Source organism: Blautia sp. KLE_1732_HM_1032, assembly GCF_025147905.1.
In the GTDB taxonomy this organism is placed as follows: Bacteria; Bacillota; Clostridia; order Lachnospirales; family Lachnospiraceae; genus Blautia_A; species Blautia_A fusiformis.
This window is the reverse complement of sequence record NZ_CP102266.1, coordinates 1,282,495-1,308,636: the sequence shown is the minus strand read 5'-3', so window position 1 is coordinate 1,308,636 and position 26,142 is coordinate 1,282,495. Positions and strand designations below refer to the sequence as shown.

The 26,142-nt window shown below is 46.8% G+C and carries 20 protein-coding genes, 3 tRNA genes and 1 other RNA gene; 2 read left to right on the top strand and 22 right to left on the bottom strand.

Features of this window, described 5'->3' with window-relative positions; translation table 11 throughout:
* The first annotated feature begins 68 nt into the window (after window positions 1-68).
* Window positions 69-992 (top strand): aspartate carbamoyltransferase, encoded by a 924-nt coding sequence (gene pyrB, locus NQ489_RS06230; protein ID WP_022426605.1) that lies wholly within the window; start codon window positions 69-71, stop codon window positions 990-992.
* Entirely contained in the window at window positions 986-1,423 is a 438-nt protein-coding gene (locus NQ489_RS06225; protein WP_015525765.1) for an aspartate carbamoyltransferase regulatory subunit, read from the top strand. Before pyrB ends, NQ489_RS06225 begins: the two co-directional genes overlap by 7 nt.
* Window positions 1,424-1,606: 183 nt before the next feature.
* On the opposite strand, the gene rnpB is transcribed toward NQ489_RS06225, so the two are convergent.
* From rnpB to NQ489_RS06115, 22 genes are all read right to left on the bottom strand, one after another.
* Window positions 1,607-1,957, bottom strand: an RNA gene (gene rnpB, locus NQ489_RS06220) — RNase P RNA component class A.
* A gap of 68 nt (window positions 1,958-2,025) precedes the next feature.
* Complete coding sequence (locus NQ489_RS06215; RefSeq protein WP_044960611.1) at window positions 2,026-3,399, bottom strand: sodium-dependent transporter; 1,374 nt, start codon at window positions 3,397-3,399, stop codon at window positions 2,026-2,028.
* 678 nt (window positions 3,400-4,077) lie between these two features.
* Window positions 4,078-5,112: a selenide, water dikinase SelD gene (gene selD / locus NQ489_RS06210; RefSeq protein WP_330671018.1), complete on the bottom strand. Its 1,035-nt coding sequence runs from the start codon at window positions 5,110-5,112 to the stop codon at window positions 4,078-4,080.
* A 206-nt stretch (window positions 5,113-5,318) separates the two neighbouring features.
* Window positions 5,319-6,986, bottom strand: coding sequence for a nucleoside kinase (locus tag NQ489_RS06205; RefSeq protein ID WP_198013386.1), 1,668 nt, complete (start codon window positions 6,984-6,986; stop codon window positions 5,319-5,321).
* A 148-nt stretch (window positions 6,987-7,134) separates the two neighbouring features.
* Window positions 7,135-7,917, bottom strand: coding sequence for a Nif3-like dinuclear metal center hexameric protein (locus tag NQ489_RS06200; protein WP_021651148.1), 783 nt, complete (start codon window positions 7,915-7,917; stop codon window positions 7,135-7,137).
* A complete protein-coding gene (locus tag NQ489_RS06195) occupies window positions 7,904-8,632 on the bottom strand; it encodes a tRNA (adenine(22)-N(1))-methyltransferase (RefSeq protein ID WP_227945597.1) in 729 nt (242 codons plus the stop codon). Before NQ489_RS06195 ends, NQ489_RS06200 begins: the two co-directional genes overlap by 14 nt.
* Complete coding sequence (rpoD, locus tag NQ489_RS06190; RefSeq protein ID WP_021651146.1) at window positions 8,625-9,752, bottom strand: RNA polymerase sigma factor RpoD; 1,128 nt, start codon at window positions 9,750-9,752, stop codon at window positions 8,625-8,627. Before rpoD ends, NQ489_RS06195 begins: the two co-directional genes overlap by 8 nt.
* A gap of 39 nt (window positions 9,753-9,791) precedes the next feature.
* Window positions 9,792-11,585, bottom strand: a complete 1,794-nt coding sequence (dnaG, locus tag NQ489_RS06185; RefSeq protein ID WP_021651145.1) for a DNA primase — start codon at window positions 11,583-11,585, stop codon at window positions 9,792-9,794.
* A gap of 19 nt (window positions 11,586-11,604) precedes the next feature.
* The gene (locus tag NQ489_RS06180) at window positions 11,605-12,615 is read right to left on the bottom strand and encodes a deoxyguanosinetriphosphate triphosphohydrolase (RefSeq protein ID WP_044961286.1); all 1,011 of its coding nucleotides are present in this window, start codon (window positions 12,613-12,615) and stop codon (window positions 11,605-11,607) included.
* Window positions 12,616-12,904: 289 nt separating this feature from the next.
* Window positions 12,905-12,989, bottom strand: a tRNA-Leu gene (locus tag NQ489_RS06175).
* A gap of 27 nt (window positions 12,990-13,016) precedes the next feature.
* A tRNA-Leu gene (locus NQ489_RS06170) sits at window positions 13,017-13,101 on the bottom strand.
* A 119-nt stretch (window positions 13,102-13,220) separates the two neighbouring features.
* A complete protein-coding gene (locus NQ489_RS06165) occupies window positions 13,221-15,467 on the bottom strand; it encodes a leucine-rich repeat domain-containing protein (protein ID WP_044961284.1) in 2,247 nt (748 codons plus the stop codon).
* Between the two features lie 138 nt (window positions 15,468-15,605).
* Window positions 15,606-15,690: transfer RNA gene (locus NQ489_RS06160), tRNA-Leu, on the bottom strand.
* Between the two features lie 272 nt (window positions 15,691-15,962).
* The gene (locus tag NQ489_RS06155) at window positions 15,963-16,289 is read right to left on the bottom strand and encodes a cupin domain-containing protein (RefSeq protein WP_015525755.1); all 327 of its coding nucleotides are present in this window, start codon (window positions 16,287-16,289) and stop codon (window positions 15,963-15,965) included.
* 305 nt (window positions 16,290-16,594) lie between these two features.
* Window positions 16,595-17,818, bottom strand: coding sequence for an LL-diaminopimelate aminotransferase (locus tag NQ489_RS06150; protein WP_021651140.1), 1,224 nt, complete (start codon window positions 17,816-17,818; stop codon window positions 16,595-16,597).
* Window positions 17,819-17,824: 6 nt separating this feature from the next.
* A complete protein-coding gene (gene gatB, locus NQ489_RS06145) occupies window positions 17,825-19,264 on the bottom strand; it encodes an Asp-tRNA(Asn)/Glu-tRNA(Gln) amidotransferase subunit GatB (protein ID WP_021651139.1) in 1,440 nt (479 codons plus the stop codon).
* On the bottom strand, window positions 19,261-20,733 hold the full coding sequence (gene gatA, locus NQ489_RS06140) for an Asp-tRNA(Asn)/Glu-tRNA(Gln) amidotransferase subunit GatA (protein WP_015525752.1): 1,473 nt from the start codon (window positions 20,731-20,733) through the stop codon (window positions 19,261-19,263). Before gatA ends, gatB begins: the two co-directional genes overlap by 4 nt.
* A gap of 15 nt (window positions 20,734-20,748) precedes the next feature.
* Complete coding sequence (gene gatC, locus NQ489_RS06135; RefSeq protein WP_015525751.1) at window positions 20,749-21,042, bottom strand: Asp-tRNA(Asn)/Glu-tRNA(Gln) amidotransferase subunit GatC; 294 nt, start codon at window positions 21,040-21,042, stop codon at window positions 20,749-20,751.
* Window positions 21,043-21,056: 14 nt separating this feature from the next.
* Window positions 21,057-22,388 (bottom strand): aspartate--tRNA(Asn) ligase, encoded by a 1,332-nt coding sequence (aspS, locus tag NQ489_RS06130; RefSeq protein ID WP_015525750.1) that lies wholly within the window; start codon window positions 22,386-22,388, stop codon window positions 21,057-21,059.
* 121 nt (window positions 22,389-22,509) lie between these two features.
* On the bottom strand, window positions 22,510-23,064 hold the full coding sequence (locus tag NQ489_RS06125; protein ID WP_015525749.1) for an ANTAR domain-containing response regulator: 555 nt from the start codon (window positions 23,062-23,064) through the stop codon (window positions 22,510-22,512).
* Between the two features lie 38 nt (window positions 23,065-23,102).
* A complete protein-coding gene (gene glnA / locus NQ489_RS06120) occupies window positions 23,103-24,425 on the bottom strand; it encodes a type I glutamate--ammonia ligase (protein WP_021651138.1) in 1,323 nt (440 codons plus the stop codon).
* A 229-nt stretch (window positions 24,426-24,654) separates the two neighbouring features.
* Window positions 24,655-26,142, bottom strand: a complete 1,488-nt coding sequence (locus NQ489_RS06115) for a glutamate synthase subunit beta (RefSeq protein ID WP_021651136.1) — start codon at window positions 26,140-26,142, stop codon at window positions 24,655-24,657.

Here is a 26,142-nt window from a genome sequence, read left to right as displayed (position 1 = left end):
AATCTCACAGTTATATTATATGATAACTAGAAGGAATCTTATTTCCAGTAAATAATTGGAGGTACAACATGAGACATTTAATGAGTCCTTTGGATTTCTCGGTTGAAGAGCTTGATAAGCTTCTGAATCTCGCCGACGACATCGGGAAAAATCCAAAAAAGTATGCGCATACCTGTGATGATAAAAGGCTTGCGACATTGTTTTACGAACCAAGTACACGTACACGTTTAAGTTTCGAAGCAGCCATGATGAATCTTGGAGGAAAGGTTCTCGGTTTTTCTTCTGCTGATTCCAGCTCCGCATCCAAAGGCGAAAGCGTTGCCGATACTATTCGCGTTGTTTCCTGTTATGCAGATATCTGTGCTATGCGTCATCCGAAAGAGGGTGCTCCGCTTGTAGCTTCTATGTCATCCAACATTCCGGTGATCAATGCCGGTGATGGCGGCCACCAGCATCCTACCCAGACATTAACCGATCTTTTAACTATCCGCTCCCTGAAGGGCAGACTCGACAATATTACCATCGGCCTCTGCGGTGACCTGAAATTCGGCCGTACCGTTCACTCTCTGATCGAGGCTCTGGTCCGTTATGAAAATGTGAAATTTGTTCTGATCTCTCCGGAGGAGCTTCGTATTCCAAGCTATATCCGTGAGGATGTTCTGAAACGCAACAATGTCGAGTTTGTCGAGGAGGAACGTCTGGAGGATGCACTTCCGGATCTGGATATCCTGTACATGACCCGTGTTCAGAAGGAACGTTTCTTCAACGAAGAAGATTATGTCCGCATGAAAGATTTCTATGTTCTGGACAAACAGAAAATGGAGCTTGCACCGAAGGATATGTATGTCCTCCACCCACTCCCACGTGTTAACGAGATTTCTGTTGAAGTGGATTCTGATCCACGTGCCGCTTATTTCAAACAGGTCCAGTATGGTGTGTATGTCCGTATGGCCCTGATTCTTACATTACTGGAGGTGGAACTGCCATGTTAAACGTAGGTGCTCTTCGTGAGGGTTATGTTCTGGATCATATCAAAGCCGGCAAGGCAATGACGATCTATCATGACCTGAAGCTGGATAAGCTGGACTGTACGGTTGCTATCATCAAAAATGCCCGCAGCCAGAAAATGGGAAAAAAGGATATCATCAAGGTTGAATGCCCCATCGAGGATCTGGATCTGGATATCCTTGGTTTTATCGATCATAATATTACCGTAAATATCATCAAGGACGAAAAGATCGTTGCAAAGAAAGAGCTGAAGCTGCCGAAGCAGGTTGTGAACGTGATCAAATGCAAGAATCCTCGCTGCATTACTTCCATCGAGCAGGGACTGGATCAGATTTTTGTTCTTGCAGATGAAGAGAATGAGGTTTACCGGTGTAAGTATTGCGAGGAGAAATATAGAGGTAAACGGAATAAATAGGGATTCAAGGATTCCTGCGAGAATTATTGACAACCGGACGCGTCCGGCTCCTGCGAAGGCCTGAATATCGAAGCGGGAACTGGGCGCTGTGTTTTCATAGAAAAGTTTTTTACAAAAAAGCAACTGATATTTTACAGAACATATCTGCAAAATACAGTTGCTTTTATTATGTGCTTATTATCATACACAGTCAGACCGATAAGCCGGGTTATGTCGTTGGGTGATCATCTATCTAGGCCTTCCGTTGCCAGAAGGCTCCAGCGACCTACCTGAAAGCACGACGGGCCGCCGTATGGCTTTCTTCTCGGTCTTGCTTCGAATGGAGTTTACATGTGCCCGCTCTGTTACCACAGCGGCGGTAGTCTCTTACACTGCCTTTCCACCCTTACCCCGCAAAACGGGGCGGTTTATTTCTGTTGCACTGGTCTGGGAGTTACCTCCACCGGACGTTATCCGGCATCCTGCCCTGTGAAGCCCGGACTTTCCTCGTCTGGACCCTTTCGTCTGTCCAGCCGCGATCACCTGGCCTGGCTGCGCACCTGCTATTTTAACACAGGTGTATAGACTTGTAAAGTTGGAATTTTCTTGGTCTCCTATGTCTTTTACATGGAAATCCATCCAAATGCATTTGCCACAGAACTGAAAAGAATGATCGCCGCAAAGATTGGACAAAGATACTGGATCATAAAATTAAAGATTCTTTTTCTGCGGAAAGTACCACCTTCCTGCAGTACTTCCTCTTCAATCTTCTTTGTACCAACTACTCTGGATATCAGAAGACAGGTAGCAATCGCTGCGATCGGCATCATGACAGAGTTCGTCAGGAAATCAAAGAAATCAAGGAACTGCATTCCAATGATCTTAACACACGCCAGAGGACCATAGCCAAGAGAAGAAAGACTTCCGAGAACAACCATGATAATTCCGACAAATACTGTCGCCTTCTTGCGTCCCCATTTCAGTTCATCCTGAAAAGTAGATACTGCACTCTCAGTCAGTGCAATAGAACTGGTCAAGGCTGCACAGAGAACCAATACAAAAAACAGGATTCCAACCAGAGTTCCAAATCCCATGCTTGCGAATACCTTCGGAATCGTAATAAACATCAGTGCCGGTCCCGCCTGTAACGTATCCGGATTTCCACCGGAGAATGCAAACACAGCCGGAATGATCATCAGACCTGCCATCATTGCGATCGCTGTGTCAAAAATTTCTACATTTTGTGTAGACCCTTCAATAGATACATCCTTTTTCATATAAGAACCAAAAGTTACCAGAATACCCATTGCGATCGACAGAGAATAAAACATCTGTCCCATTGCCGCAACCACTGTCATCCAGGAGAAGTTTTTGATATTTGGTATCAGAAAATATTTCACACCTTCCAGTGCTCCTGGCCTCGTTACCGAATAAATGACAATGACCACAGACAAGAATACCAGTATCGGCATCATTAATTTGGAAACTCGTTCCACGCCATTCTGCACACCTGCATAAATGATCACCAGCGTAAGCAGTGTAAAAAACAGGAAACAGGTTTCTGTAGAAAACCCATCCGCTATAAAAGCAGAAAAATATCCGTCTTCAGCAAGAGTCTGACTGCCTCCCTTTACATATTCCACCAGGTATTTAATTACCCAGCCACCGATCACGGAATAATACGGCACGATCAGAACCGGTATGATCGCATTGATCCAACCGCCCAAAGACAGCCACTTTGATTTACCAAAAGTTCCAAACGCACCTACCGGACTTTTCTTTGTCATACGTCCCAGAGCTGTCTCTGCCACGATCATAGAATATCCGAAGGTCAATGCCAGAATGATATAGATCAGTAAAAAAATTCCACCGCCGTACTTTGCCGCCAGATAAGGGAATCTCCATATATTCCCAAGCCCTACCGAAGCACCAGCTGCAGACAGTACAAATCCAATCTTCCCGGAAAATGTACTCCTCTCATGTTTATGTTTCTCCATAATTCTTCCTTTCCCGTCACATATTTGTTTTTCATATTCTTTATGTCTTCTCAATTTCCGCTCATATGATAATACCATGCTTTTATCCCTCAGGCAAACAATATATTAAAAAAATGCAGAGCCTATATTTCCTGAATTACTGTTCACTCCATTCTCAATAACACGCTTCGCGATGCTCAGAATTTATGCTAATCACATAAATTCGCACAGTATGGCTCGGGTTTTCTGTGACCTTCGCTCACAAAAAACACCTCGCGGAATATTACCAGTGAGCAGTAACTTTCCTTCTCTGCATCTCACAACCATACTCTCCGCACATTTTATGTTTTTCCTACCAGTTGGATGCACCAGCCTGGGGGAGAGGATATCGGTTTGGGCTGCTGCGGAGGAGGGGTGATAACTACTTGGGCTGCGGGAGTCGGCGTTATTGCGGCAGGGTCAGCTGTCTGAGCCAACGGCGAGTTCTGGCCCTGCCACAATGCTTTTAGCCGACTCACGGAGTCCTAGTAGTATCCCCCGACGGAGTCCCTGCCCGGACCGATATCCTCTCCCCCAGGCGTCCGTCGTCCGCCATCCACCATCCGTCATTCTGCTACCACCACTTTCCCCAGCAGTATCCCCCTACGCAACCATCCACTCTGACGTTATCGTCCAAACATTTGTTCGTAAATTAATTTCCTACCGGAGCACCAACGTCCACTCCTGCCGATCCACAACCTCACCGATCACCCCAGCCTGCAAACCTGCCGCATCCAGCCGCTTCATGATCTCCGGCACATCCCTCTCCGGAACCGCCGCCAGCAATCCCCCAGAAGTCTGCGGATCAAACACCAGATCCTCCCGCCAGAGTACCGCCGAACTCTTCACTCCGGTTTTCTCAGCAAACTCCCGGTTCCTGTAAGCCCCACCCGGAATCAATCCCATAGAAGCAAACTCCTTCACATCCGGAAGCACCGGCAGCTTCTCCGTATCAATCACAACCGTCCGGTCACTGGCCACAGCCATCTCCGTAGCATGTCCCCCAAGGCCAAACCCCGTCACATCCGTACAGGCATGAACCTCAAACTCTTTAAAAACCTCACAGGCGTCCCGGTTCAGTTTCTTCATGGAAGCCAAAACCGCCTTACGTGCACCTTCCGTCACCAGATCCGCCTTGATCGCCGTATTCACGATCCCCGCACCCAGCGCCTTCGTCAGGATCAGCTTATCCCCGGTCTGCGCTCCAAAATTCTTCCAGAACTTCCTCGGATCTACAAAACCCGTCACACTGAGCCCATACTTTGGTGTATCATCCTGGATCGTATGGCCACCGGCAAGAACCGCACCAGCCTCCATCACCTTATCTGCACCACCACGCAGGATCTCCCCGAGGATTTCCACATCCATATCCTTCGGAAACGCCACAATATTCAAAGCCGTCTTTGGAGTTCCACCCATAGCATATACATCACTCAATGCATTTGCCGCCGCGATCTGCCCGAAATCATAAGGATCATCTGCCACCGGAGTAAAAAAATCCAGTGTCTGGATCAGTGCCAGATCTTCGGAAACCTTATAAACGGCCGCATCGTCCGAAGTGTCCGTTCCAACCAGAAGATCCGGATCGCAGAACTTTGGCAGCCCTCCAAGAACTCCCGCCAGAGTCCCCGGTCCTACCTTAGCTGCACAGCCACAGTTTGGAGCCAGTTTTGTCAGTTGTACTTTTTCTTTCATGATCATTTTCCCTTTCCTGTAAATCCCGTTATCCATCCGCAGCACCACAGAAGACTTTAACTTTTCCGATTCACACTCAAAAGGCTCCACACACCACAGATCCTATGCACAGAGAAATCCTAATCTTCTCATCTTTGCGCCAACCGATATCTGCACTGCATAGAGCCTTATATCTACACATAGCTTTTTTTATTCATACAATTAATTTATACATTAAAACAACTACCGCCAATAAACTCCCTCAGAAGCGAATTAAACGGAACACCCTCACTGGGCACCGGCACAAAATAATCCAGGAACTTCAAAAGCCGCTTCGCCTCCTGATACTCCGGTTCACTCTTGTCAATTCCAAAAAGCAGCGGTTCCGCATAAACCTTCAGGCAGGCAAGCTCATACACAAGAGCTGAATTAAACATCACATCTGCTTCCTCCTGGAACGGAAAAATATTCTGCTCCTCGCCTCTCCGTACAGAAGGCCACCTTGCAATGGTATCCTTTGCGGAAGTTCCACGTGTACGTGCATCACGGACAATCCGACGGATCAGCCTTCCATCCGTTGTGGGGATCCGGTTATGCTCATCAATGTTCAGCTGTGTCAACGCACTGATATAGATCTTAAACTTACTCTCTTTTGGAAGGGCATAACTCAGCTTGTCATTAAGCCCGTGAATGCCTTCGATGACCAGGATATCATCTTTTCCAAGCTGAAGCTGGTCTCCCCGGTATTCCCTGCATCCGGTCCTGAAATTAAATGTAGGAAGATCCACGATTTTTCCCGAAAGAAGATTCAGCATATCTTCATTAAACTGCTTCGTGTCAATGGCTTCCAGACACTCATAATTCTTTTCTCCGAATTCATCCAGCGGCGTATGTTCACGATCCACAAAATAGTTATCCACAGCAATGGGATGCGGCTTCAGACCATGAGCAGAAAGCTGAATAGATAATCTGTGAGAAAAACTGGTCTTTCCGGAAGAAGACGGACCTGCGATCATTACGAACTTTACATTGCCCCTTCTCCGGATCTCCTCGGCAATCGAAGAAATCTTGGCCTCATGGAGTGCCTCCTGAATCAGCATCAGGCTCTGCACACCTTCTCTTGTGATCCGGTCATTGAGATCTCCTACAGTGGCAACATCCAGCTTATCGCCCCACTCTTCCGATTCCTTCTGCACATGGAAGATCTTAGCCTGGGGTTCAAAAGGCTCCAGCACATCCGGGTTCTTCTGCCTCGGAAGGATCAGCACAAAGCCTTCATCATAAAGCTGCAGATCAAAATACTTCACATAGCCGGTATCCGGTGCCATAAATCCGTAAAAATAATCCTCGAAATTTTCCAGGCTGTAAATATTCACTCTGGAAACCCGTCGATAACGGAACAGCTTTTCTTTATCATACATATGATGCCTGTGGAACATGGAAACGGCATCATCCGTGCTGACACTGCGTTTGCAAATCGGAAGCTTCCGGTCTACCAGTTCCCGCATCCGCACTTTTACCCGGTCAAGAAGCTCCTGATCCAGGGTAGCACTGCCTTTCATGGTAAAATAAAGAGCATTTCCAATAGAATAATGGATCACAACATGATCCACATTCTCTTTTCCAGCTACATCAAAAATTGCCTTCAAAAGAATAAAGATCGCACTTCTCCGATAGGTTTTTCGACCGGCACTGTCCTTTGCGGTTATAAATCCCAGTGTACAGTCATGCTGAAGCTTCTTGTGAAGCTCACGGAGCTTTCCGTTCTCAGTCACAAGGATCACCGGATACTCTGTTTTGCCCTCATAATCCCTTATGATCTCAGAATACGGTGTCATTTTGGGGTATTCCCTTGTTTCTCCGTTTATGGTCACTTTAATCATTGTCTGTTCCATAACGATCCCCTCCACAGGCTTATATATTTATACAGCTGCCCGATTTTTCGGACAGCCATGTGTTTCACAATTCATTTTTCCGAAACGGATAATCGTATTCCGTCCCACTACATATTCATGAATACAAGCACTTTTTTGCAATCCGCTTTTACAAAACAGTATATGGATTTTTCACACTGGCGCAGGTTGTCTTAAGCGCAGAGAATGCCTCATTCAGTTCCTTCTCCATAGCTTCCGCAAAAATATACTCCGTACCGTAATGTCCGGCATCTACGATCGCCAGACCATCTGCCATAGTATCGATGGCAGTATGATAATCAATATCTCCGGTCACATATACATCCGCACCGGCGGCCATTACATCACCGATCATACTCTTTCCGCTTCCTGTACAGATCGCCACCGTCTCGATCTTCCGATCCAGATCACCGTAAACCCGCACATCCGGAAGATGATTGCATTCTTTTACATATTTTCCAAACTCACCAAGAGTCATAACATGGGGAAGCTTTCCTACTCTTCCGAACCCCTCCGGCTGCTCCCCGGATTCATCGGTAACTGTAAGCACCCTTGTATCCTGAAGCTTCAGATGCTCTGCACTTAAATCTGCCATTCCGATCACATCATAATTGGTATGCATGGCAAAATACGGGATATCCTCCTTTATCAGACGGAGGATCTTTCTTCCGGTAAAGGTATGATTGTTGATCTTTTTGATTCCGGAAAAGATCATTGGGTGATGGGTAAGGATCATATCCGCACCAGCAGCCACCGCCTCATCCAACACCGGTTCCGTAAGATCCAGTGCAAGAAATACATGGGAAATCTCTTTCTGGTCATCTCCCACCAGCAGTCCCACATTATCCCAGTCCTCCGCAAATTTTTGCGGATGATGCTCATTCAGCCATTCGATCAGTTCATATGCTTTCATATCGTTTCAGAGCTGTATGGATCAGCTCCATTTCCTCCTTTACTTCTGCCAGACGAGTTTTTGCGGAAACAGACTCTGCCCCGGAAAGACCGGCAAGTATTTTCTTACGGATCATTTCCTCCCGTAGAAGATACTCTTTAAGGACCGGGTGACATTTTTTCAGAAGGAGAGGTCCAAACCAGGCCTCTTCCTCTGTGTAAACAGTCTTTTCTCCCGAATTGTTACGTACCGCTTTCATCATAGGATAAAATTTTCCGTCTTCTTTTATCATTTCTTCCCTTACGATCTCCCAGCCGATCTCAGAAAGAAAATGCCGGAAATGAGGAAGGTCCGACTGAGGCTGCAGGATCAGTTCCTGAAACCCCTCCCGGACCTTCGCTCCATCCTTTAATATCCTTTCCATCAGAGGACCACCCATTCCCGCGATCGCCAGGGTATCACCTTCTCCCGGCTCAAGCTTCGCAAGCCCGTCGCTCAAACGGGTCTCTATGTAATCTTCAAGGCCATAACGGGTAATATTCTCCCTGGCTCTTGAAAGCGGTCCCGGACGTACATCCATGGCAATGGCTGACGGAACTGTTTTTTCACTGACAAGCCAGATTGACAGATAGCCATGGTCACATCCTACGTCTGCCAGCCGGTTTCCTTTTGTTACCATACCGGCAATGGCACGAAGACGCATGGAAAGCTGTACGGATATATTTTTATCAGTCAAGATAATCCTTCAGCTTGCGGCTGCGGCTGGGATGACGCAGCTTGCGCAGAGCTTTTGCCTCGATCTGACGGATACGCTCTCTTGTGACATTGAACTCTTTACCAACTTCCTCCAGAGTTCTGGCACGTCCGTCGTCCAGTCCGAAACGGAGGCGGAGAACCTTCTGTTCACGGTCAGTAAGCGTACTTAAGACTTCTACCAGCTGCTCCTTCAGAAGTGTAAATGCAGCTGCATCTGCAGGTACCGGAACATTATCATCCTGGATGAAATCGCCAAGATGACTGTCTTCCTCCTCACCGATAGGAGTTTCCAGAGATACCGGCTCCTGAGAGATCTTAAGGATCTCACGTACACGGTCTACCGGCATGTCCATCTCCTCAGCGATTTCCTCCGGCGTAGGTTCACGTCCAAGCTCCTGGAGCAGCTGACGGGAAACACGGATCAGCTTGTTGATGGTCTCAACCATATGCACAGGGATACGGATGGTACGTGCCTGATCTGCAATGGCTCTTGTGATAGCCTGACGGATCCACCAGGTTGCATAGGTACTGAACTTGTAGCCTTTTCTGTAATCAAATTTTTCAACAGCTTTGATAAGGCCAAGATTTCCCTCCTGGATCAGGTCGAGGAACAGCATTCCACGTCCAACATAACGCTTTGCAATGCTGACAACAAGACGGAGATTGGCCTCTGCCAGACGTTTCTTGGCAGCTTCATCCCCCTTTTCCATTCTCTTGGCAAGCTCGATCTCCTCATCTGCACTTAACAGACTGACTTTACCGATCTCTTTCAGGTACATACGGACCGGATCCTCGATGCTGACACCTTCCGGTACAGAGAGGTCGATCTTATCAAGCTCTACCTCTTCTTCATCTTCCATCCCATCCATATCCATATCGTTATCAAGGAGGAGTTCGTCACCGCTGTTTTCTGTGATACGGAGAACGTCCACACCGCTGGCCTCCAGGAAGTCAAAAACCTTCTCCATCTGATCCACTTCCAGTGGAGAGTCCTTGAAAAAGTCACTGATCTCCTGATATTCCAGCACATTCTTTTTCTTTTTTGCAAGTTCAAGAAGCTCTACAAGTTTCTCGCTGAATTTTGCCATATTCATTTCCATAGGTGCTCTATACCTCCATATAGTGTTTATATTTTATCCTTAATTGAAAGAAATATGCAGCTGCTGCCTCTTTCTTCCAAGGTCTTCCAGTTCTTTTTTGGCTTTTATCAGTTCCTGAAGCCCGGCCATGTCTGACGGGTCCCAGGTACGGTTTTTTTCTTTGAGGCTTTCTTCCTTGATCCGCAGCAGCGCATCGGAAAAAGCCCTCTGCTGTTCTCCTTCGTTTTCCAGATGGATGGTGGCGTTAAAAAGAGATGCCACCTCCCGCTGCTCCTCACTGTCTGTAAAGGCGTTGAGAAGCTTTCCCGGATTGGTCTCTCCCTCCTTATGCTGTTCAAACAGCATCTGGGCTACCTCTTTATACAGCGGTACCACAAAATCGGAAGGGGAAATGTATTTTTCCACCTGTTCAAAAATACCCGGATAATTTACAAGCCAGGTCAGCATCAGCTTCTGTGCTTTGTCTGCGGCGGATTCCTTTTTCTTTGTTTCCGGAGTCCCGGACTTTGGCTGGATCCGTTTCTCGGCAGGCGTTCCCTTCAGAGCCAGCGTGTTGACCCTTTTCCGGATATCCTCCGTGCCCACTCCATAGCGGCCGTATTCCTTTACAATGGCTTCTATATAAAGATTCCTCTCCAGTTCATCGGAAAGCTCCAGAAGCATCCCGGCACACCGCTCAAAAAACTGATTCTGTCCCTGGGGTGCATCCATGGCAAATTCCTGTTCCGCAATATGTACCCGGAACATAAAGCTGTCCATAGCCTGGTCCAGACGCTTTTCAAAGGCCTCCGCCCCTTCGTTCTTGATAAACTCGTCCGGATCCTTCCAGGGCTTCAGACTTACTACCCTGGACGTGACTCCCGCCTCCCGCAGGATCGGGATCGCACGAAGTGCCGCCCGGATCCCTGCACCGTCACTGTCATAAAGAAGCAAGACTTCCTTGGTGTAACGTTTCACAAGACTTGCATGTCCGGAGGTCAGTGCAGTTCCAAGCGACGCTACTGCATTGGTAAAGCCTGCCTGATGCATGGCGATCACATCCATATATCCCTCACAGAGGATCAGATAATTCTTCCTGGTGGTCCTGGCCACATTCAGCCCGTAAAGATTCCGACTCTTATCAAAGATCTTCGTCTCCGGTGAATTCAGGTACTTGGGCTTGCCATCTCCCATGACACGACCTCCGAAACCAATGACCCGGTTGTTTACATCCATGATCGGGAAGATCACACGGTTCCAGAACTTATCATACATGCCTCGCCGCTCATCTACATTGAACAGGCCGGATTCCCGGAGAAGTTCATCACTGTAGCCCTTACCCTTAAGATATTTGTACAGATCATCACTATACTTGTCCGAATATCCAAGACCGAATTTACGGATGGTTTCCTCGGAAAGACCTCTTCCTGTCAGATATCCGTAAGCCGTCTTTCCGCCTTCTCTCCGGAGCTGATAATAAAAGTACTGTGCTGCCAGCTTGTTGATCTCCAGAAGATTTGCTCTCTGTTCTGCTTTTTCTCTGGCTTCTCTGGAATACTCGATCTTCGGAAGCTCTACCCCTGCCCGATCAGCCAGATGTGACAGCGCCTCACCAAACGAGTAATTCTCATATTCCATGATAAAATTGTATACGTTTCCTCCTGCCCCGCAGCCAAAGCAGTAATACATCTGCTTGGATGGTGTTACGGAAAAGGAAGGAGTTTTCTCATTATGGAAGGGACACAGCCCAAAATAGGAGCTCCCCCTCCGTGTCAGTTTCACATACTGGGATATCACGTCTACAATGTCATTTTTCATTCGGACTTCTTCTATGATGTCATCTGAATAACGCATGCTTATCCCTCTTTTCCATTTAATAGACCTCCCAGGCTCTCGGTATATAGATCTCCCTGAATTTCTCCATGGAATACTGATCCGTCATTCCCGAAATATAATCACATACTGCCTGTTCCTTAGGTACTCCCCGGTATTCCACCAGTTTCCTGTATTCCCGGGACATTGCCTCCGGATGGTCAGTATAATATCCGTACAGTTCACTCAGCATCTGGATCACTTTACCCTCTTCCTTCCTGGCAACCGGATTCTCATAGACATTCCGGAACATCAGCGCCCGAAGCTCCATCATCGCCTCAAAAACATCCGGCGACATGGAGATGCTGTCTTTCCCCATACTGTTCTCTATAATATTATGTACGAAAGTATTCAGCCGTTCTCTCGTGGTATAGCCCAGAAAAGTTCTCATTGTGACAGGAATATCATCTTCTGTGATGATCCCTGCCCGCTGGGCATCGTCCATATCATGGTGGATATAGGCGATCTTGTCAGAAAAACGTACCACCTGTCCTTCCAGTGTGAAAGGATTTCCGCTGGTGCGGTGATTCATGATCCCGTTGCGGACTTCCCAGGTAAGGTTCAGTCCGTTTCCGTTCTTCTCCAGTACTTCCACAACCCGGACGCTCTGCTTATAGTGTGCAAAGCCACCCGGATGTACCTGATCCAGTGCTCTCTCTCCTGCATGTCCAAAAGGCGTATGCCCCAGATCATGTCCCAGAGCGATCGCTTCCACCAGATCTTCATTTAAGCGAAGTGCCTTGGCAATAGTCCGGGCGATCTGCGATACCTCCAGTGTATGTGTCAGCCTGGTACGGTAATGATCTCCCTGTGGTGCCAGAAACACCTGTGTCTTATCCCTCATACGGCGAAAAGCCTTACAATGAAGGATCCTGTCTCTGTCTCTCTGATACGTTGTCCGCACATCGCATTCCTCTTCCGGGTGCTCCCGGCCTCTGGTATCTGCGCTGTGAGAAGCATAAGGGCTCAAAAGCTCCCGTTCTCTCTGTTCCATGCTCTCTCTGATGTTCATAAGCATTTCCTCCACAGTCTGACAAACAGCGGCGATAAAATACCCTCTGTTAATTATATTCTACACAAAACCACAAATTCCTCTTTTCTGAAAAAATAATTCAAAAAATATTGGAGTTACGGTCTGATCAGCCCTTAAGATGTCCAAAATTATCCTATTGTATATGAAACGAATACAAATATATCACGCAGATCTTCCCATTTCAGCTTCTCACCAGTGCAGGCATGCAATAATTTACTTTCATATAGCCAAAAACAGAGCTGCAATTCACAGCTCTGTTTTAAAGTCATGCGGAAGATGGGACTTGAACCCACACAAGCGCAATGCTTACAAGATCCTTAGTCTTGCTCGTCTGCCAGTTCCGACACTTCCGCATATCGCATTTCATTGGAAATTTCCAATGCGGAAGATGGGACTTGAACCCACACGAGCGCAATGCTCACAAGATCCTTAGTCTTGCTCGTCTGCCAGTTCCGACACTTCCGCATGACCGCATTTCCTTGGGATTTTTTATTTTCTCCCTCGCGACAAGTGATAGTATAGCAAAGTGGATCTTGTATGTCAACACCTTTTTTCAAAAGTTTTCTATTTTTTCGGTTTTTCTGTTATTTTGTCACGATTATCTTTGGTCCGGCACCCTTTGCACGGAGGAGTTTTTTGTATGCACTTACCCTGGAAGCCGGTACTTTAAATCTGCAGTTGGAACGGATTCCCTTAAATGCATTGGCTCCGGTCTTCGCTGTCGTAAGCTTTGTGCCAAAGATCGTTACATTGGAGAGCTTACTGCAGCCGTAGAAGGCTTTCGCACCTACTGTCATTATATTCGCTCCGATTTTCACTGTTGTCAGTTTCTTTGCTCCGCTCATTGCAGAACCTCCAATGGCTGTCACTCTGAAATTTTTTCCTCCGATCTTTACTGTTGTCGGGATCGTAAGGGCCTTTCTTGCTGCCTTGTCCGTAGCTCCGGTAAAGACTACAGTTCCCTTGCCGGACGTGTCTGCATTGGATATCTTATATTTCAGCCTGCTGACTGTATAGACCGCGTTTTTCTGAACCGTGATCCGGAATTTTTTTGTAACAGAACCATTATATTTTCCTTTTCCTTTGATAGTAACGGATGCAATTCCGATGTTTTTATTATTCTTCCAGGTAAGGGTGTAATCCCTGCCGTTTACAAGCTTTTTACCGCCGTAGGTTATGGTGAGTGCCTGGGTCAGCGGCTTTCCGGTAAAGGCCCTGGTCTTAAGTGCAGATATCTTTGCTTTGCTGATATTGGTAACCGCTGCAGTCTGTCCGCCAATGGAAACAAATTTCACATCTGTAAAAAATACATGATATAAATTTTCAAATTGATGTATCCTCTTTACATATCGTTCCGCTGCCGAACCTGTATAACCTTCTACTGTAAAACCACCGGGAATAACTTCCTCTGCACCATTTCCCGTGTTATAACGTATTCCTAATGCCAGTCCACCAATATCTGTAACTGATTTCGGAATACGGATCTTTTTCAGCTTAAGGCAATCATGAAACGCCCAATCTTCGATCTTCGTCAGTCCCTCATGTAAGGTCACACTGGTCAGCCCGGTATTGCGAAATGTGTCAGACTCGATCTGCTTCAGACCGGCAGGTATGTCAATCTTATCCAATGATGTACAATCTCCGAATGCATCTGACCCTAATTTATTTAACTGAGACGGAAGCTGGATCTGTGCCAGATTTTCGCAACTGCTAAAGGCGCCATTACCCAGCTCTTTTAATTGAGATGGAAGCTGGACCTGTTCCAGATTTTTGCAGTTACAAAATGCATACGCTCCTATCAGCGTCAGTTTTTCCGGAAGCTGGATATTTCTGAGTCCGGTCTCGAAAAATGCATACTTTTCTATTTCTGTTACGGAATCCGGTAACGCAATAGAACTCAGCGCACTGCAGCCGGAAAACATATCGACGCTGATCTTTTTCAGTGCTACGTTCTCAAATATTACCGATTCAAGGCTACTGCAGCCTTTAAAGACATATTCTCCAACTGACAGGATTCCGTTTTTCAGTATTACCTCTTTCAGTCCGGTACATTTTTCAAACATATATGTCGGCACATCCACAGCACCGGATATCACGATATTCTCTATATTGTCAAGACCGTCAAAACAAAATTCCGGAAGCTTCATCCCCGGATCTCCATTGATCTCCAGCTCCTTGATACAGGTTTTCAGATTTCTCATACTGTACTTATCAAAACCGGTGATTCCCTTCCCGATCACCAGCTTGTTTACTCTGGAAAAATCAATACCTGCATTCTTCAAAGCACTTTCCGATACCTCATTTTCTGTCAACTCCGTGTTATTTCCCGTAATGGTCAGTGTTCCATTCCCGTCCAGTGCCCACGTAAATTTTCCGTCGGAGTATTCTGCTGATGCCTGCACTGCATCCTTCGTTCCATCATCAAAAGCTATATTTTCTTCTTCTGCCTGTTCGCATTTCTCCAATGCTTCCGCTTCATCCATTGCCGCTTCCGGAGCCTCCGGATCTTCCTCTTCCGCAGTACCCTCTGGCGCTTCTTCACCAGACTCCATTACGCCTGTTTCCGCATTCTCCTGTACGTTGTTCCCGGTATCTGTATCTGTGGTTTCCTGTTCCTCTATGGCAGCTGATCCATCTGTGATCTCTGTTTCCGTCTCTGCAGTATCTTCCGGATCTGAGGATGCAGTATCTCCACTTTCTTCTGCCAAAAATGCTGCTTTCTCACCCTCTGGTTCCATTTCTGCCGCCACTGTCAGCTCTGCCGGAGTCAGCGCCAGGCTTGCCGCTATAAGTACGGCCATGAGCTTTTTTCCTGCACTTTTTCTTCTCATATGACTATGCTCCTTCCATTTTCTTCTATCATAACATATAAACACGATATATTCTATCCGGATTCCTTTTTTACAGATATTTTTAGGTAGCAAAAAAACCTGCATCCGTTTCCAGATGCAGGTTTCTCAAATAAAAAATGCGGAAGATGGGACTTGAACCCACACGAGCGCAATGCTCACAAGATCCTTAGTCTTGCTCGTCTGCCAGTTCCGACACTTCCGCATATCGCATTTCTTCGGGATTCTTTATCTTCTCCCTCGCGACAAGTGATAGTATATCAAAGTGCTTTTTGTATGTCAACAGTTTTTTTCTAAAAAAATCCAAAAATATTTTTTGTTTATACAATTAATACATTTCGTTTAATAACAATCTGAGACAGAAAATCTTTCATCCCAGAATTTATACTCCGACACAGGTTACGCCTCAGTCGTAAAAAGAGCAGCCTCTTCAAAAAGGCCGCCCTTCTGTCTCACTTCTGTTTTCTTCTATATGGATCAGTCAAAAATGATCAGTGCCATGAACACAAGATCTGTGTCGCCTGTATTGGTAAGACCGTGTCCTTTTCCATCTGGTGTGATGGTGATGTCGCCGGCCTTTACCGGGCGTTTCACGCCGTTATCGTCGTACTCGCCTTCACCGCTTAAGATATAGTAGGTTTCTGTCTCGCCATGATGCTCATGGTATCCCAGAGAACATCCTTTTTCGATGGTAACCTGTGCGTAAAGTCCGCATTTTCCCTTCAGCTCGTCTCCCTCAAGAATGTCTTTGATGATCACATGCCCTTTACCGCCGCACATATTTTCTACTCTTCTGATACCCATGATAAAATCCCCTTTCGTGATTGCGTAAATTGTGAAATTTTATGAACACAGGCTTTCTGCGGCCTGTGCCTTACTTCCTGTACAATTATAAATGATATGATAAATTTTCGCAATCCTTATTATTATTTTCACAAATTAACTTACAAGCAAATTTTTCCCACTGCTTATTGCTTTTTGCAACCCTGCCGGGAGCTTCTTTGATCCAGATCAAGTGGATATTCGCAATGAAGCAGAATACTTCTTTGATCCGGTAAAAAAACGAAGCAGCTCTTTTCCAAAGACCTGCTCCGCAATTTATACTCATATTACAGATTTTTAATTCTCTCAATTGCCTCAAGAGTATTCTCATAGCTTCCGAATGCAGTCAGACGGAAGTATCCCTCACCATGTGCACCAAAGCCTGAACCTGGCGTTCCTACGATGTGTGCTTTCTCAAGGAGATAATCAAAGAACTCCCAGGAGGTCATCTGATCCGGTGTTTTCAGCCAGATATATGGAGCATTTTTTCCACCAGACACGGAAAATCCTGCTGCGGAAAGTCCCTCCAGGATCGTCTTTGCATTACGCATGTAATAAGCGATCTGCTCCTTCAGCTGTGCTTTTCCCTCCGGAGAGTAAACAGCCTCGCCTGCTCTCTGTACAATGTACGGAGCACCGTTAAACTTGGTTCCGTGGCGTCTTGCCCAGAGACTGTGAAGCTCTACGCCATCACGCACCAGTTCCTTCGGAACAACAGTAAATCCAAGACGAACGCCTGTAAAGCCAGCATTTTTGGAAAAGCTTCGAAGCTCGATGGCACAGGTTCTCGCACCCTCGCACTCATAAATGCTGTGCGGGACATCCTCCTCAGAAATATATGCCTCATATGCTGCATCATAGATGATCACGCAGCCGTTTTTGTTGGCGTAGTCGACCCACTCCTGAAGAGCTGCCTTTGTGATAGCACCACCGGTGGGATTGTTCGGGAAGCAGAGATAGATCAGATCCGGTACCTCATCTGCCGGAATCTCCGGAAGGAAACCATTCTCCTCTTTGCAGGGCATGTAGATCACACCGTCAAAGTTCTCACGCTCTTTGTTATAAAGGCCAGTACGTCCAGCCATAACGTTAGTATCTACATATACAGGATATACCGGGTCGCAAACTGCAACCTTGTTATCCAGTCCGAAGATCTCCTGGATGTTTCCGGAATCACTTTTTGCTCCATCGGAAACAAAGATCTCGTCTGCGCTGATGTCGCAGCCTCTGGACTGATAATCATTTTTTGCAATGGCACTTCTTAAGAATTCATATCCGAGATCCGGAGCATATCCGTGGAAGGTTTCTGCGTGTGCCATCTCGTCTACGGATTTATGAAGGGCATCGATGATTGCCGGTGCAAGGGGCTGTGTCACATCACCGATTCCAAGACTGATCACAGAATCCTTAAATTCCGGATTGGCCTCCTTATATGCGCTTACCTTCTTTGCGATATTGGAAAACAGATAGCTTCCCGGAAGTTTTAAATAATTCTGATTTACTGTAACCATAGTATTTTATCTCCTTCTCTCAATTTCCTCTGCCAGTGCTTTTCTGACGCTGTCAGGATTTGCCTTGCCTTTCAGTTCTCTCATCAGCTGTCCTACAAAAAATCCCATAACCTTATCCTTGCCGCCCAGAAGCTCTGCCAGCGGTCCAGGGTTTGCATCTACGATCTTTTTCACAGTTTCGGTGAGAAGGCCTGTATCTTCTACGATCTTAAGACCATTCTCTTCTATATATACAACCGGATCAATATCCTCGTCAAACACTTTTTCAAATACTTTCTTGGCATTCTGTGCGCTGACCTCTTTTTTCTCCACCATGGAAAGAAGGTCTGCCAGATGCTTCGGTGTAAAGCTTACCTTTTCCGGATCAAGGCCCTTGTCCTTTGTCAGGCGGAGAACCTCCACCATAAACCAGTTTGCCACCTTTTTCGGATTTCCGAGAAGAACCGCTGTCTCCTCAAAAAGTCCTGCCAGATGTCTGGATTCGGTCAGGATCCCTGCATCATAAGCCGGAAGCTCATACTCCTTCTGATAACGCTCCATCTTGGCTTCACGAAGCTCCGGAATGGAAGCACGCAGCTCTTCGATCCATGCATCGGAAATGTGGATCGGCGGAAGATCCGGGTCCGGGAAGTAACGGTAATCCTTTGCATCCTCCTTGGAACGCATAGCATGGGAAGACTCTTTGTTATCGTCCCATCTTCTTGTCTCCTGTACAACGGCTCTTCCTTCTTCCAGAAGCTCGATCTGACGTTCTCTCTCTCCTTCGATCGCTCTCGCAATGGCCTTGAAGGAGTTCAGGTTCTTCATCTCTGTTCTTGTTCCGAAGGTCTCACTTCCCACCTCACGGACGGAAAGGTTGACATCGGCACGCATGGAGCCCTCCTGGAGCTTACAGTCAGAAACTCCAAGATACTGCATGGTGCAGCGGAGCTTTTCCAGATAAGCGATAACCTCCTCGGAGCTTCTCATATCCGGCTCGGATACGATCTCGATCAGCGGTACCCCGCTTCGGTTGTAGTCAACCAGGGAGCAGTCCTCCCACTCATCATGGATCAGCTTACCGGCATCCTCCTCCATATGCATCTCATGGATACGTACGGTCTTTTTGCCTGCGGAAGTCTCGATCTCAACAGCTCCGTCATAGCAGATCGGCAGATACAGCTGAGAGATCTGGTAGTTCTGGGGATTATCCGGGTAAAAATAGTTCTTACGGTCAAACTTACAGTACTGATGGATATGACAGTTTGCCGCAAGACCTGCCTTGATGGCAAACTCTACCACTTTTTTGTTGAGGACCGGAAGAGAGCCCGGCATACCGGTGCAGACCGGGCAGGTATGTGTATTTGGTGCGCCTCCGAATTCTGTGGAGCATCCGCAGAAGATCTTTGTTTTTGTGGCAAGCTCCACATGCACCTCAAGTCCTATGACTGTCTCATACTGTTTCATGCCTTTTCTCCCCCTTCCATTGCTGTTCCGAAATCACCGCGTTTTTTCTCATAGGCGTGTGCTGCGCGGAACAGGTTGTTTTCTTTGAAGCAGTCACCGATCATCTGGATCCCGATCGGAAGTCCTGCTGCGTCTTTTCCGCATGGAACTGTGATTCCGGGAAGTCCGCACAGGTTTACTGCTACCGTATAAATATCGCCAAGATACATGGCAAGAGGATCTTTCAGACTCTCTCCCAGCTTCGGCGCCGTAAAGGGTGATGCCGGGGCAAGAAGAACGTCATATTTGGAAAAGGCCTGATCAAATTCCTTTTTGATAAGGGCTTTTGTGCGAAGTGCTTTCAGATAGTAAGCATCGTAGTAACCGGAGCTTAACACAAAGGAGCCAAGCATGATACGGCGTTTTACTTCCTCGCCGAAACCTTCAGTCCTTGTCTTCTTGTACATATCATGAAGTCCCTCGTACTCTTTTGCACGGAAGCCGTACTTCACACCGTCAAAGCGCTCCAGATTGGAGCTGGCCTCTGCGCTGGCAATGATGTAGTAGGCAGGGATCATATATTCTGTTGTCTTCATGGAGAAAAATTCTACCACTGCGCCCATCTCGGTAAGGCTCTTCAGCGTATTCATAAAGGCCTCTTTTACCTCCGGGTTCAGTCCCTCTGAGAGATATTCCTTCGGCACGCCGAATTTCATTCCCACGATCTTATCTGTCATAGAAGCGGAGAAGTCAAGATTCTCTCTCTTCATGGAGGTGCTGTCCTTGGCATCGTGTCCGGCAATGATCTCAAGGAGTGCCGCACAGTCTGCAACATCCTTTCCTACCGGTCCGATCTGATCCAGAGAGGATGCATAGGCAACCAGTCCGTAACGGGATACTGTTCCGTAGGTCGGTTTGATTCCGGTAACACCGCAGTAGGAGCTTGGCTGACGGATGGAACCGCCGGTATCAGAACCCAGTGCCAGGTAAGTCTCTCCTGCTGCCACTGCCGCACAGGAGCCGCCGGAGGAGCCGCCCGGAACATGCTCCAGATCCCACGGGTTTCTGGTGACGCCGTAAGCGGATGTCTCTGTGGTACTTCCCATGGCGAACTCATCCATGTTTGTCTTTCCGATGATCACAAGACCTGCCTGTTCCAGACGGTCAATAACCTCGGCATTGTACTGCGGCACAAAATTCTCAAGGATCTTTGATGCACAGGTAGTTGTTTTTCCCTTAATGCAGATATTATCCTTAATTGCAATAGGTACACCGGCAAGAGGTCCTGTATAGGTTCCATCCTCAATGCCCTTCTGTACCTCTTTTGCTCTTGCATAGGCTTCTTTTTTGTAAGTATCAAGATAAGCGTGGACCTTGTCCTCTTTTGCTTCGATCTGATTAAATACGTATTTCACACCGTCCAGGACGCTTATCTGATGCTGCTTGATCTTTTCCGCAAGCTGTAATGCGGTTAATTTTCCCAAATCCATGTCCTGTCTCCTGTCTTATCCAATTGTTTTCGGAACCTGATACTGGTTTTCTTTCTGCTTCGGTGCATTGGCAAGCATTGCCTCATGATTATCTCCGTTTGTCACAACATCCTCACGGAATACATTTTCGTCCTCAAAAATATGGGACATGGGCTCTACGGAAGAAGTATCAAGCTCATCCAGCTTGTCTACATAGTCCAGCATCTTCTGCATGTCCTCTTTTGCTTTTTCCTTTTCATCCTCTGTCAGAGAAAGCTTTGCAAGGATGCAGACATTTTCCATTGTTTCATCATCGATTATCTTTGCCATCTTTTTTCTCCTTATTACGGCTCAAGTCTGTTCATATCACGTGGGAACAGACAGGTCTCACGAACGTTTTCTTCTCCGAGGATCTGCATGGTAAGACGTTCCAGTCCGATTCCAAGTCCTCCGTGAGGCGGCATTCCATGCTTGAAGGTATCCAGGTACTGCTCCATACCCTCTTCATCCATACCACGGGCTGCGATCTTATCCTTCAGCATCTGATAATCATGGATACGCTGTCCGCCTGTAGTTACCTCAAGTCCCTTGAACAGAAGGTCAAAGCTTAATGTAAATTTCTCATCTGACGGATCATCCATTGCGTAGAACGGACGCTTCTTAGACGGATAATGTGTGACAAAAACAAAATCAGCATCATATTCTTCTTTGAAATATCTTCCAATCAGCGCTTCTTCCTCCGGCTCCAGATCATATGGGTTGCGGATCTTACGATTATATTTTTCAGCTACCAGCTCTTTGGCCTTGTCAAAACGTACTGCCGGGATCTTGTCCACCTTCGGAAGCTCCACCTTCAGAATGGAAAGCTCATGAGCGTAGTCTTTCTTAAGAAGTTCTACCGCATACTGGAGAAATCCGGTTTCCATCTCCATGATATCCTCAAATCCGTTGATATAGCCCATCTCAAAATCAAGGCTTGTATATTCATTCAGATGACGTTTTGTGTTATGCTTCTCTGCACGGAATACAGGGCCGGTCTCAAATACACGGTCAAAAACACCTACCATCATCTGTTTATAAAACTGCGGGCTCTGTGCCAGAACTGCCGGTTTATGGAAATAACTCAGCTTGAACAGGTTTGCACCACCCTCTGCACCTCTGGCTCCGATCTTCGGTGTGTGGATCTCGGTGAACCCCTTCTCATAGAGGTAATCACGAAATGCCCGCACCAGAGCCTCCTGGATCTTGAATTTTGCACGCTCCTGCACATTACGCAGGGCAATAGGACGATAATTCAGCTTTGCCTCCAGGGAAGTGTTCAGCTTCCATTTGTCGATGGCCAGCGGAAGAGACTCTGCAGGTGAGGAAAGGATCTCCACATGGCTGATGCGGAGTTCTCTTCCGTGAGGCGCTCTTTCTTCCTCATGAAGAGTTCCTGTGAGACGCACACACATTGCCTCCTTCAGATCATGAATGGAAACATTTGTCTTGTCGTTTTCATATACGGTCTGAAAAAGCCCTTCTTTTTTTCGAAGTATCACAAATGCCACGTCACCCATATTACGGATGCTGTGTATTGCACCTTCCACTGTTGCTTCCTGGTCTTTCATGCTCTCGGAAAGAAGCACATCCCAGGCACATTCTCTAGTCTTACAGATTCCATCCATAAATTCCATTCCCTCATCCTCCAATTCAAAGTAGTTTCACCGAATCAGGAAATCCCCTGCGGAATTTTTCCCGATTCGGTGTGATATCAGGCATTCAAAGCAGATCATTTCTGTCCGCCCTATTGTTTTTTTACACAGAATCATATAAAAGCATCAGAACCATCTGGGCTGTCTCCACCATATTGGTCCCGGAATCCATACTGCATTTCTGGATATAGCGGTATGCGTCATCCTCGCTCAGGTGATTTCTTTCCATTAGAAGCATCTTTGCATTTGAAATATAATTCTGTTCTTTCCATGAACGCTGTTTCGGCTTTTTCTTATCTTTTTTCCAACGCCTTTCGATCTGGGAAAGCATCATGCTTACCGTATTTACCAGATCTCCGACTTTCAGAGGCATTCCCACGCATAAAATGGATGTTGGCGCCTCACTGATCACTCCCCGGGAAGCCATAAGCAGCATTTCAAAATAATCCGGCATATAGTCCAGAAGATCACGGTAGTACATATCCTGAAGATGATAACCGCAAAGCAGAACGCCGCCATCAAGCTCCGAGATACTGGCAAGGGCATTGGCACCTGAATTGCATACTGCCGCCACCGTGAATCCATATCGGTTAAGGACTGTGCGGATCTTTTTTGCATCTTCTATTTTCGGTAATGCAATCACGATACTCGTGTTCATAAGCCGCCACTCTCTTTCGTCCCATTATGCCTCGTTCATCAGATCCGATACAGATACTCCTCGATCTCCCAGTCGGAAATCTCCTGGGAATAACGTAGCCACTCTTTTCTCTTGGCCTGCGCATACTGTTTGCAGAAAGCTTCTCCAAGGATTTCCTTCATCCAGCTGCTGTCCTCAAACAGTGTGATCGCTTCCCGCAGGTTCTCCGGTAAATTCTCGATACCCTGTTCCTTCTGATCCGACTCGGAAAGAGAACGGTTAGAAGCTTTTGTAGGATAGATCTTCTTCTGGATTCCATCCAGGCCCGCTGCCAGGCATACCGCAAAAACAAGGTATGGGTTGGATGCAGCATCCGGGCTTCGAAGCTCGATCCTGGTATCAGCACCATTGACTCTCGGGATCCTTACCAGTGAATTCTGGTTATTTCTCGTCCAGGTCAGCTCTGTAGGCGCATCAAATCCAGGTACAAGACGCTTATAAGAATTTACAAGCGGATTGGTGATCAGAGTCATCTCACGGCTGTGAGCCAGAAGACCTCCGATAAAATAGTATGCCTCTTCACTTAATCTGGACGGATCCTCCGGATCCACGAAAATATTTTTTCCATTTTTAAACAGTGAAAAATGGATATGCATGGCTGAACCGTTTACTTCCCGTCTTGGCTTCGGCATAAATGTCGCATGAAGTCCATGACGTTTGGCTACAGTTCTTACTGCCATCTTAAAGGTTATAACTTCGTCTGCCATCTCACGTGCTTCCCCGTAATGAAGGGCGATCTCATGCTGTGCAGGTGCTGTCTCATGATGAGAGGATTCCACCTCAAATCCCATATCCTCAAGAGTCAGTACCATGTCACGTCTTGCATTTTCGCCTAAGTCCACCGGACTTACATCCAGATATCCGGCCTTTTCGTGAGAAACCGTTGTAGGCATTCCGTTATCATCAATATGAAACAGGAAAAACTCGCATTCCGGGTCAACATAACAGGTATACCCTGCCTCCTCTGCTGCCTGCGCTGTTTTTTTCAGAATATATCTGGAGCTCATCTCATGCTCTGATCCGTCTGCACGGCGCATATCACAGATCAGTCTTGCAACCTTTCCCTGCTGAGGACGCCATGGAAGAATTGAAAAAGTATTATAATCCGGATACAGGATCAGATCCGGCTCCTTTTCTCCCACAATGCCCGCAATATGAGAGCCATATACAACGCACTGGTTATCCAGGGCTCTTGGAAGCTCTCTTGCTGTGATCGCAATATTTTTCAGAGTTCCAAACATATCTGTAAACTGGAGGCGGATGAACTCTACGTCTTCCTCCTCTGCCATTGCAAGAATCTCTTCTCTGGTATAATTCCCCATAGTATTCTCTCCTTTATTTCCTCATCACACAAAATAATTACCCTCAAAATCAGAAAAAGGGTGCACTTCAGAGAGCTTCCGCTCCTGAAGAACACCCTTGTTCATGGACGTAATTATAGCAATCGGTCAATTCTTTGTCAACCATTTTTTAAAAGGGGCAAAAGTTCAAAAGCTTTATCGCGGAAACACGAACAGTTTTTTTGACCTTTTGCCCCTGGTATCTGTTATTTTACTGTAAATATGAATAGCTCATCAGTGATTCATCCACTGCTTTCGCAGCCTCACGTCCCTCATGGATCGCCCATACGACAAGGGACTGTCCACGATGCATATCACCTGCTGTGAACACACGATCTACGCTTGTTGCATACTGCTCCGGTTTTGTTTCCACATTGGTTCTTGGTGTAAGCGCTACACGGAAAGCATCTGTCACATATTTCTCGCTGCCAAGGAAGCCTGCCGCAATAAGGACCACATCTGCAGGGATCACTTCCTCACTGCCCTCAACCGGCACCATATTGAATCTTCCGGTCTTTTCATCCTTTACGCTCTTCAGTTTTACGATCTTGGCCTTGCAGACATTTCCTTTTTTGTCCTTGATAAACTCGGTAACGGTTGTCTGATAGATCCGAGGATCATGGCCGAATACTGCAATAGCCTCTTCCTGGCCGTAATCGGTTTTCAGGACCTTCGGCCACTCCGGCCATGGATTGGAAGGAGTTCTTGCTGCAGGAGGCTGCGGCATCATCTCAAGCTGTGTTACAGATTTCGCCCCCAGACGGATAGATGTTCCCACACAGTCATTACCGGTATCACCACCGCCAATGACCAGAACATTTTTGCCCTTTGCAAGCTCATATGGAAATTTTGCAAAATCTGTATCCAGAAGACTTTTTGTTACCTGCTTCAGGAAATCCACTGCAAAGTAAATTCCCTTGGCATCTCTTCCCGGAACCTTGATATCTCTCGGATGAGAAGCTCCACAGCAGAGAAGGACACGGTCATAATCCTTCAGAAGCTGTTCTGCCGTGATGTCAACACCAACATTGATATTGGTAACAAATTTCACGCCTTCCTCTTCCATCAGCTTCAGTCTGCGGTCAATGACCTTTTTCTCCAGCTTCATGTTCGGAATACCGTAGCGGAGAAGTCCTCCGATACGGTCGTTTCTCTCAAATACGGTTACGCTGTGGCCACGGCGGTTCAGCTGCTGTGCTGCTGCCAGTCCGGAAGGACCACTTCCGATGACTGCGATCGTCTTTCCTGTGCGGACAGGCGGGATCTGCGGTTTTACCCATCCTTCTGCATAGGCTGTCTCAATGATCGCTTTCTCATTCTCCTTTGTGCTGACCGGATCTCCGTTCAGGTTACAGGTACATGCAGCTTCGCAAAGTGCTGGACACACTCTGGATGTAAACTCCGGAAAGCTGTGTGTCTTGTTTAAACGAAGGAATGCCTGCTTCCAGTTTCCTGTGTACACAAGATCATTTGTCTCAGGAACCAGGTTATGCAGCGGGCAGCCGGAAGCCATTCCGCCGATCATCATACCTGACTGGCAGAAGGGGACGCCGCAGGCCATGCAGCGTGCTCCCTGAAGTTTCTGTTTTTCTTTATTTAATGGAATACGAAATTCGTTGAAATTCTGAATACGTTCCTTTGGCGGCAGAACCTTTGCCGTTTCTCTTTCATAATCTAAAAATCCAGTTGGCTTTCCCAT

Excerpts from the sequence above, each read along its gene's own strand:
- NQ489_RS06150 (WP_021651140.1), bottom strand. The coding sequence starts at position 17,818 with ATGGTTACAGTAAATCAGAATTATTTAAAACTTCCGGGAAGCTATCTG.
- gatC (WP_015525751.1), bottom strand. The coding sequence starts at position 21,042 with ATGGCAAAGATAATCGATGATGAAACAATGGAAAATGTCTGCATCCTT.
- NQ489_RS06200 (WP_021651148.1), bottom strand. The coding sequence starts at position 7,917 with ATGAAAGCATATGAACTGATCGAATGGCTGAATGAGCATCATCCGCAA.
- NQ489_RS06215 (WP_044960611.1), bottom strand. The coding sequence starts at position 3,399 with ATGGAGAAACATAAACATGAGAGGAGTACATTTTCCGGGAAGATTGGA.
- glnA (WP_021651138.1), bottom strand. The coding sequence starts at position 24,425 with ATGGGGAATTATACCAGAGAAGAGATTCTTGCAATGGCAGAGGAGGAA.
- NQ489_RS06205 (WP_198013386.1), bottom strand. The coding sequence starts at position 6,986 with ATGGAACAGACAATGATTAAAGTGACCATAAACGGAGAAACAAGGGAA.
- gatA (WP_015525752.1), bottom strand. The coding sequence starts at position 20,733 with ATGGATTTGGGAAAATTAACCGCATTACAGCTTGCGGAAAAGATCAAG.
- NQ489_RS06225 (WP_015525765.1), top strand. The coding sequence starts at position 986 with ATGTTAAACGTAGGTGCTCTTCGTGAGGGTTATGTTCTGGATCATATC.
- aspS (WP_015525750.1), bottom strand. The coding sequence starts at position 22,388 with ATGGAATTTATGGATGGAATCTGTAAGACTAGAGAATGTGCCTGGGAT.
- rpoD (WP_021651146.1), bottom strand. The coding sequence starts at position 9,752 with ATGGAAATGAATATGGCAAAATTCAGCGAGAAACTTGTAGAGCTTCTT.
- NQ489_RS06155 (WP_015525755.1), bottom strand. The coding sequence starts at position 16,289 with ATGGGTATCAGAAGAGTAGAAAATATGTGCGGCGGTAAAGGGCATGTG.
- selD (WP_330671018.1), bottom strand. The coding sequence starts at position 5,112 with ATGAAAGAAAAAGTACAACTGACAAAACTGGCTCCAAACTGTGGCTGT.
- NQ489_RS06180 (WP_044961286.1), bottom strand. The coding sequence starts at position 12,615 with ATGAACATCAGAGAGAGCATGGAACAGAGAGAACGGGAGCTTTTGAGC.
- NQ489_RS06115 (WP_021651136.1), bottom strand. The coding sequence starts at position 26,142 with ATGGGAAAGCCAACTGGATTTTTAGATTATGAAAGAGAAACGGCAAAG.
- pyrB (WP_022426605.1), top strand. The coding sequence starts at position 69 with ATGAGACATTTAATGAGTCCTTTGGATTTCTCGGTTGAAGAGCTTGAT.
- gatB (WP_021651139.1), bottom strand. The coding sequence starts at position 19,264 with ATGAAACAGTATGAGACAGTCATAGGACTTGAGGTGCATGTGGAGCTT.
- dnaG (WP_021651145.1), bottom strand. The coding sequence starts at position 11,585 with ATGCGTTATTCAGATGACATCATAGAAGAAGTCCGAATGAAAAATGAC.
- NQ489_RS06125 (WP_015525749.1), bottom strand. The coding sequence starts at position 23,064 with ATGAACACGAGTATCGTGATTGCATTACCGAAAATAGAAGATGCAAAA.
- NQ489_RS06165 (WP_044961284.1), bottom strand. The coding sequence starts at position 15,467 with ATGAGAAGAAAAAGTGCAGGAAAAAAGCTCATGGCCGTACTTATAGCG.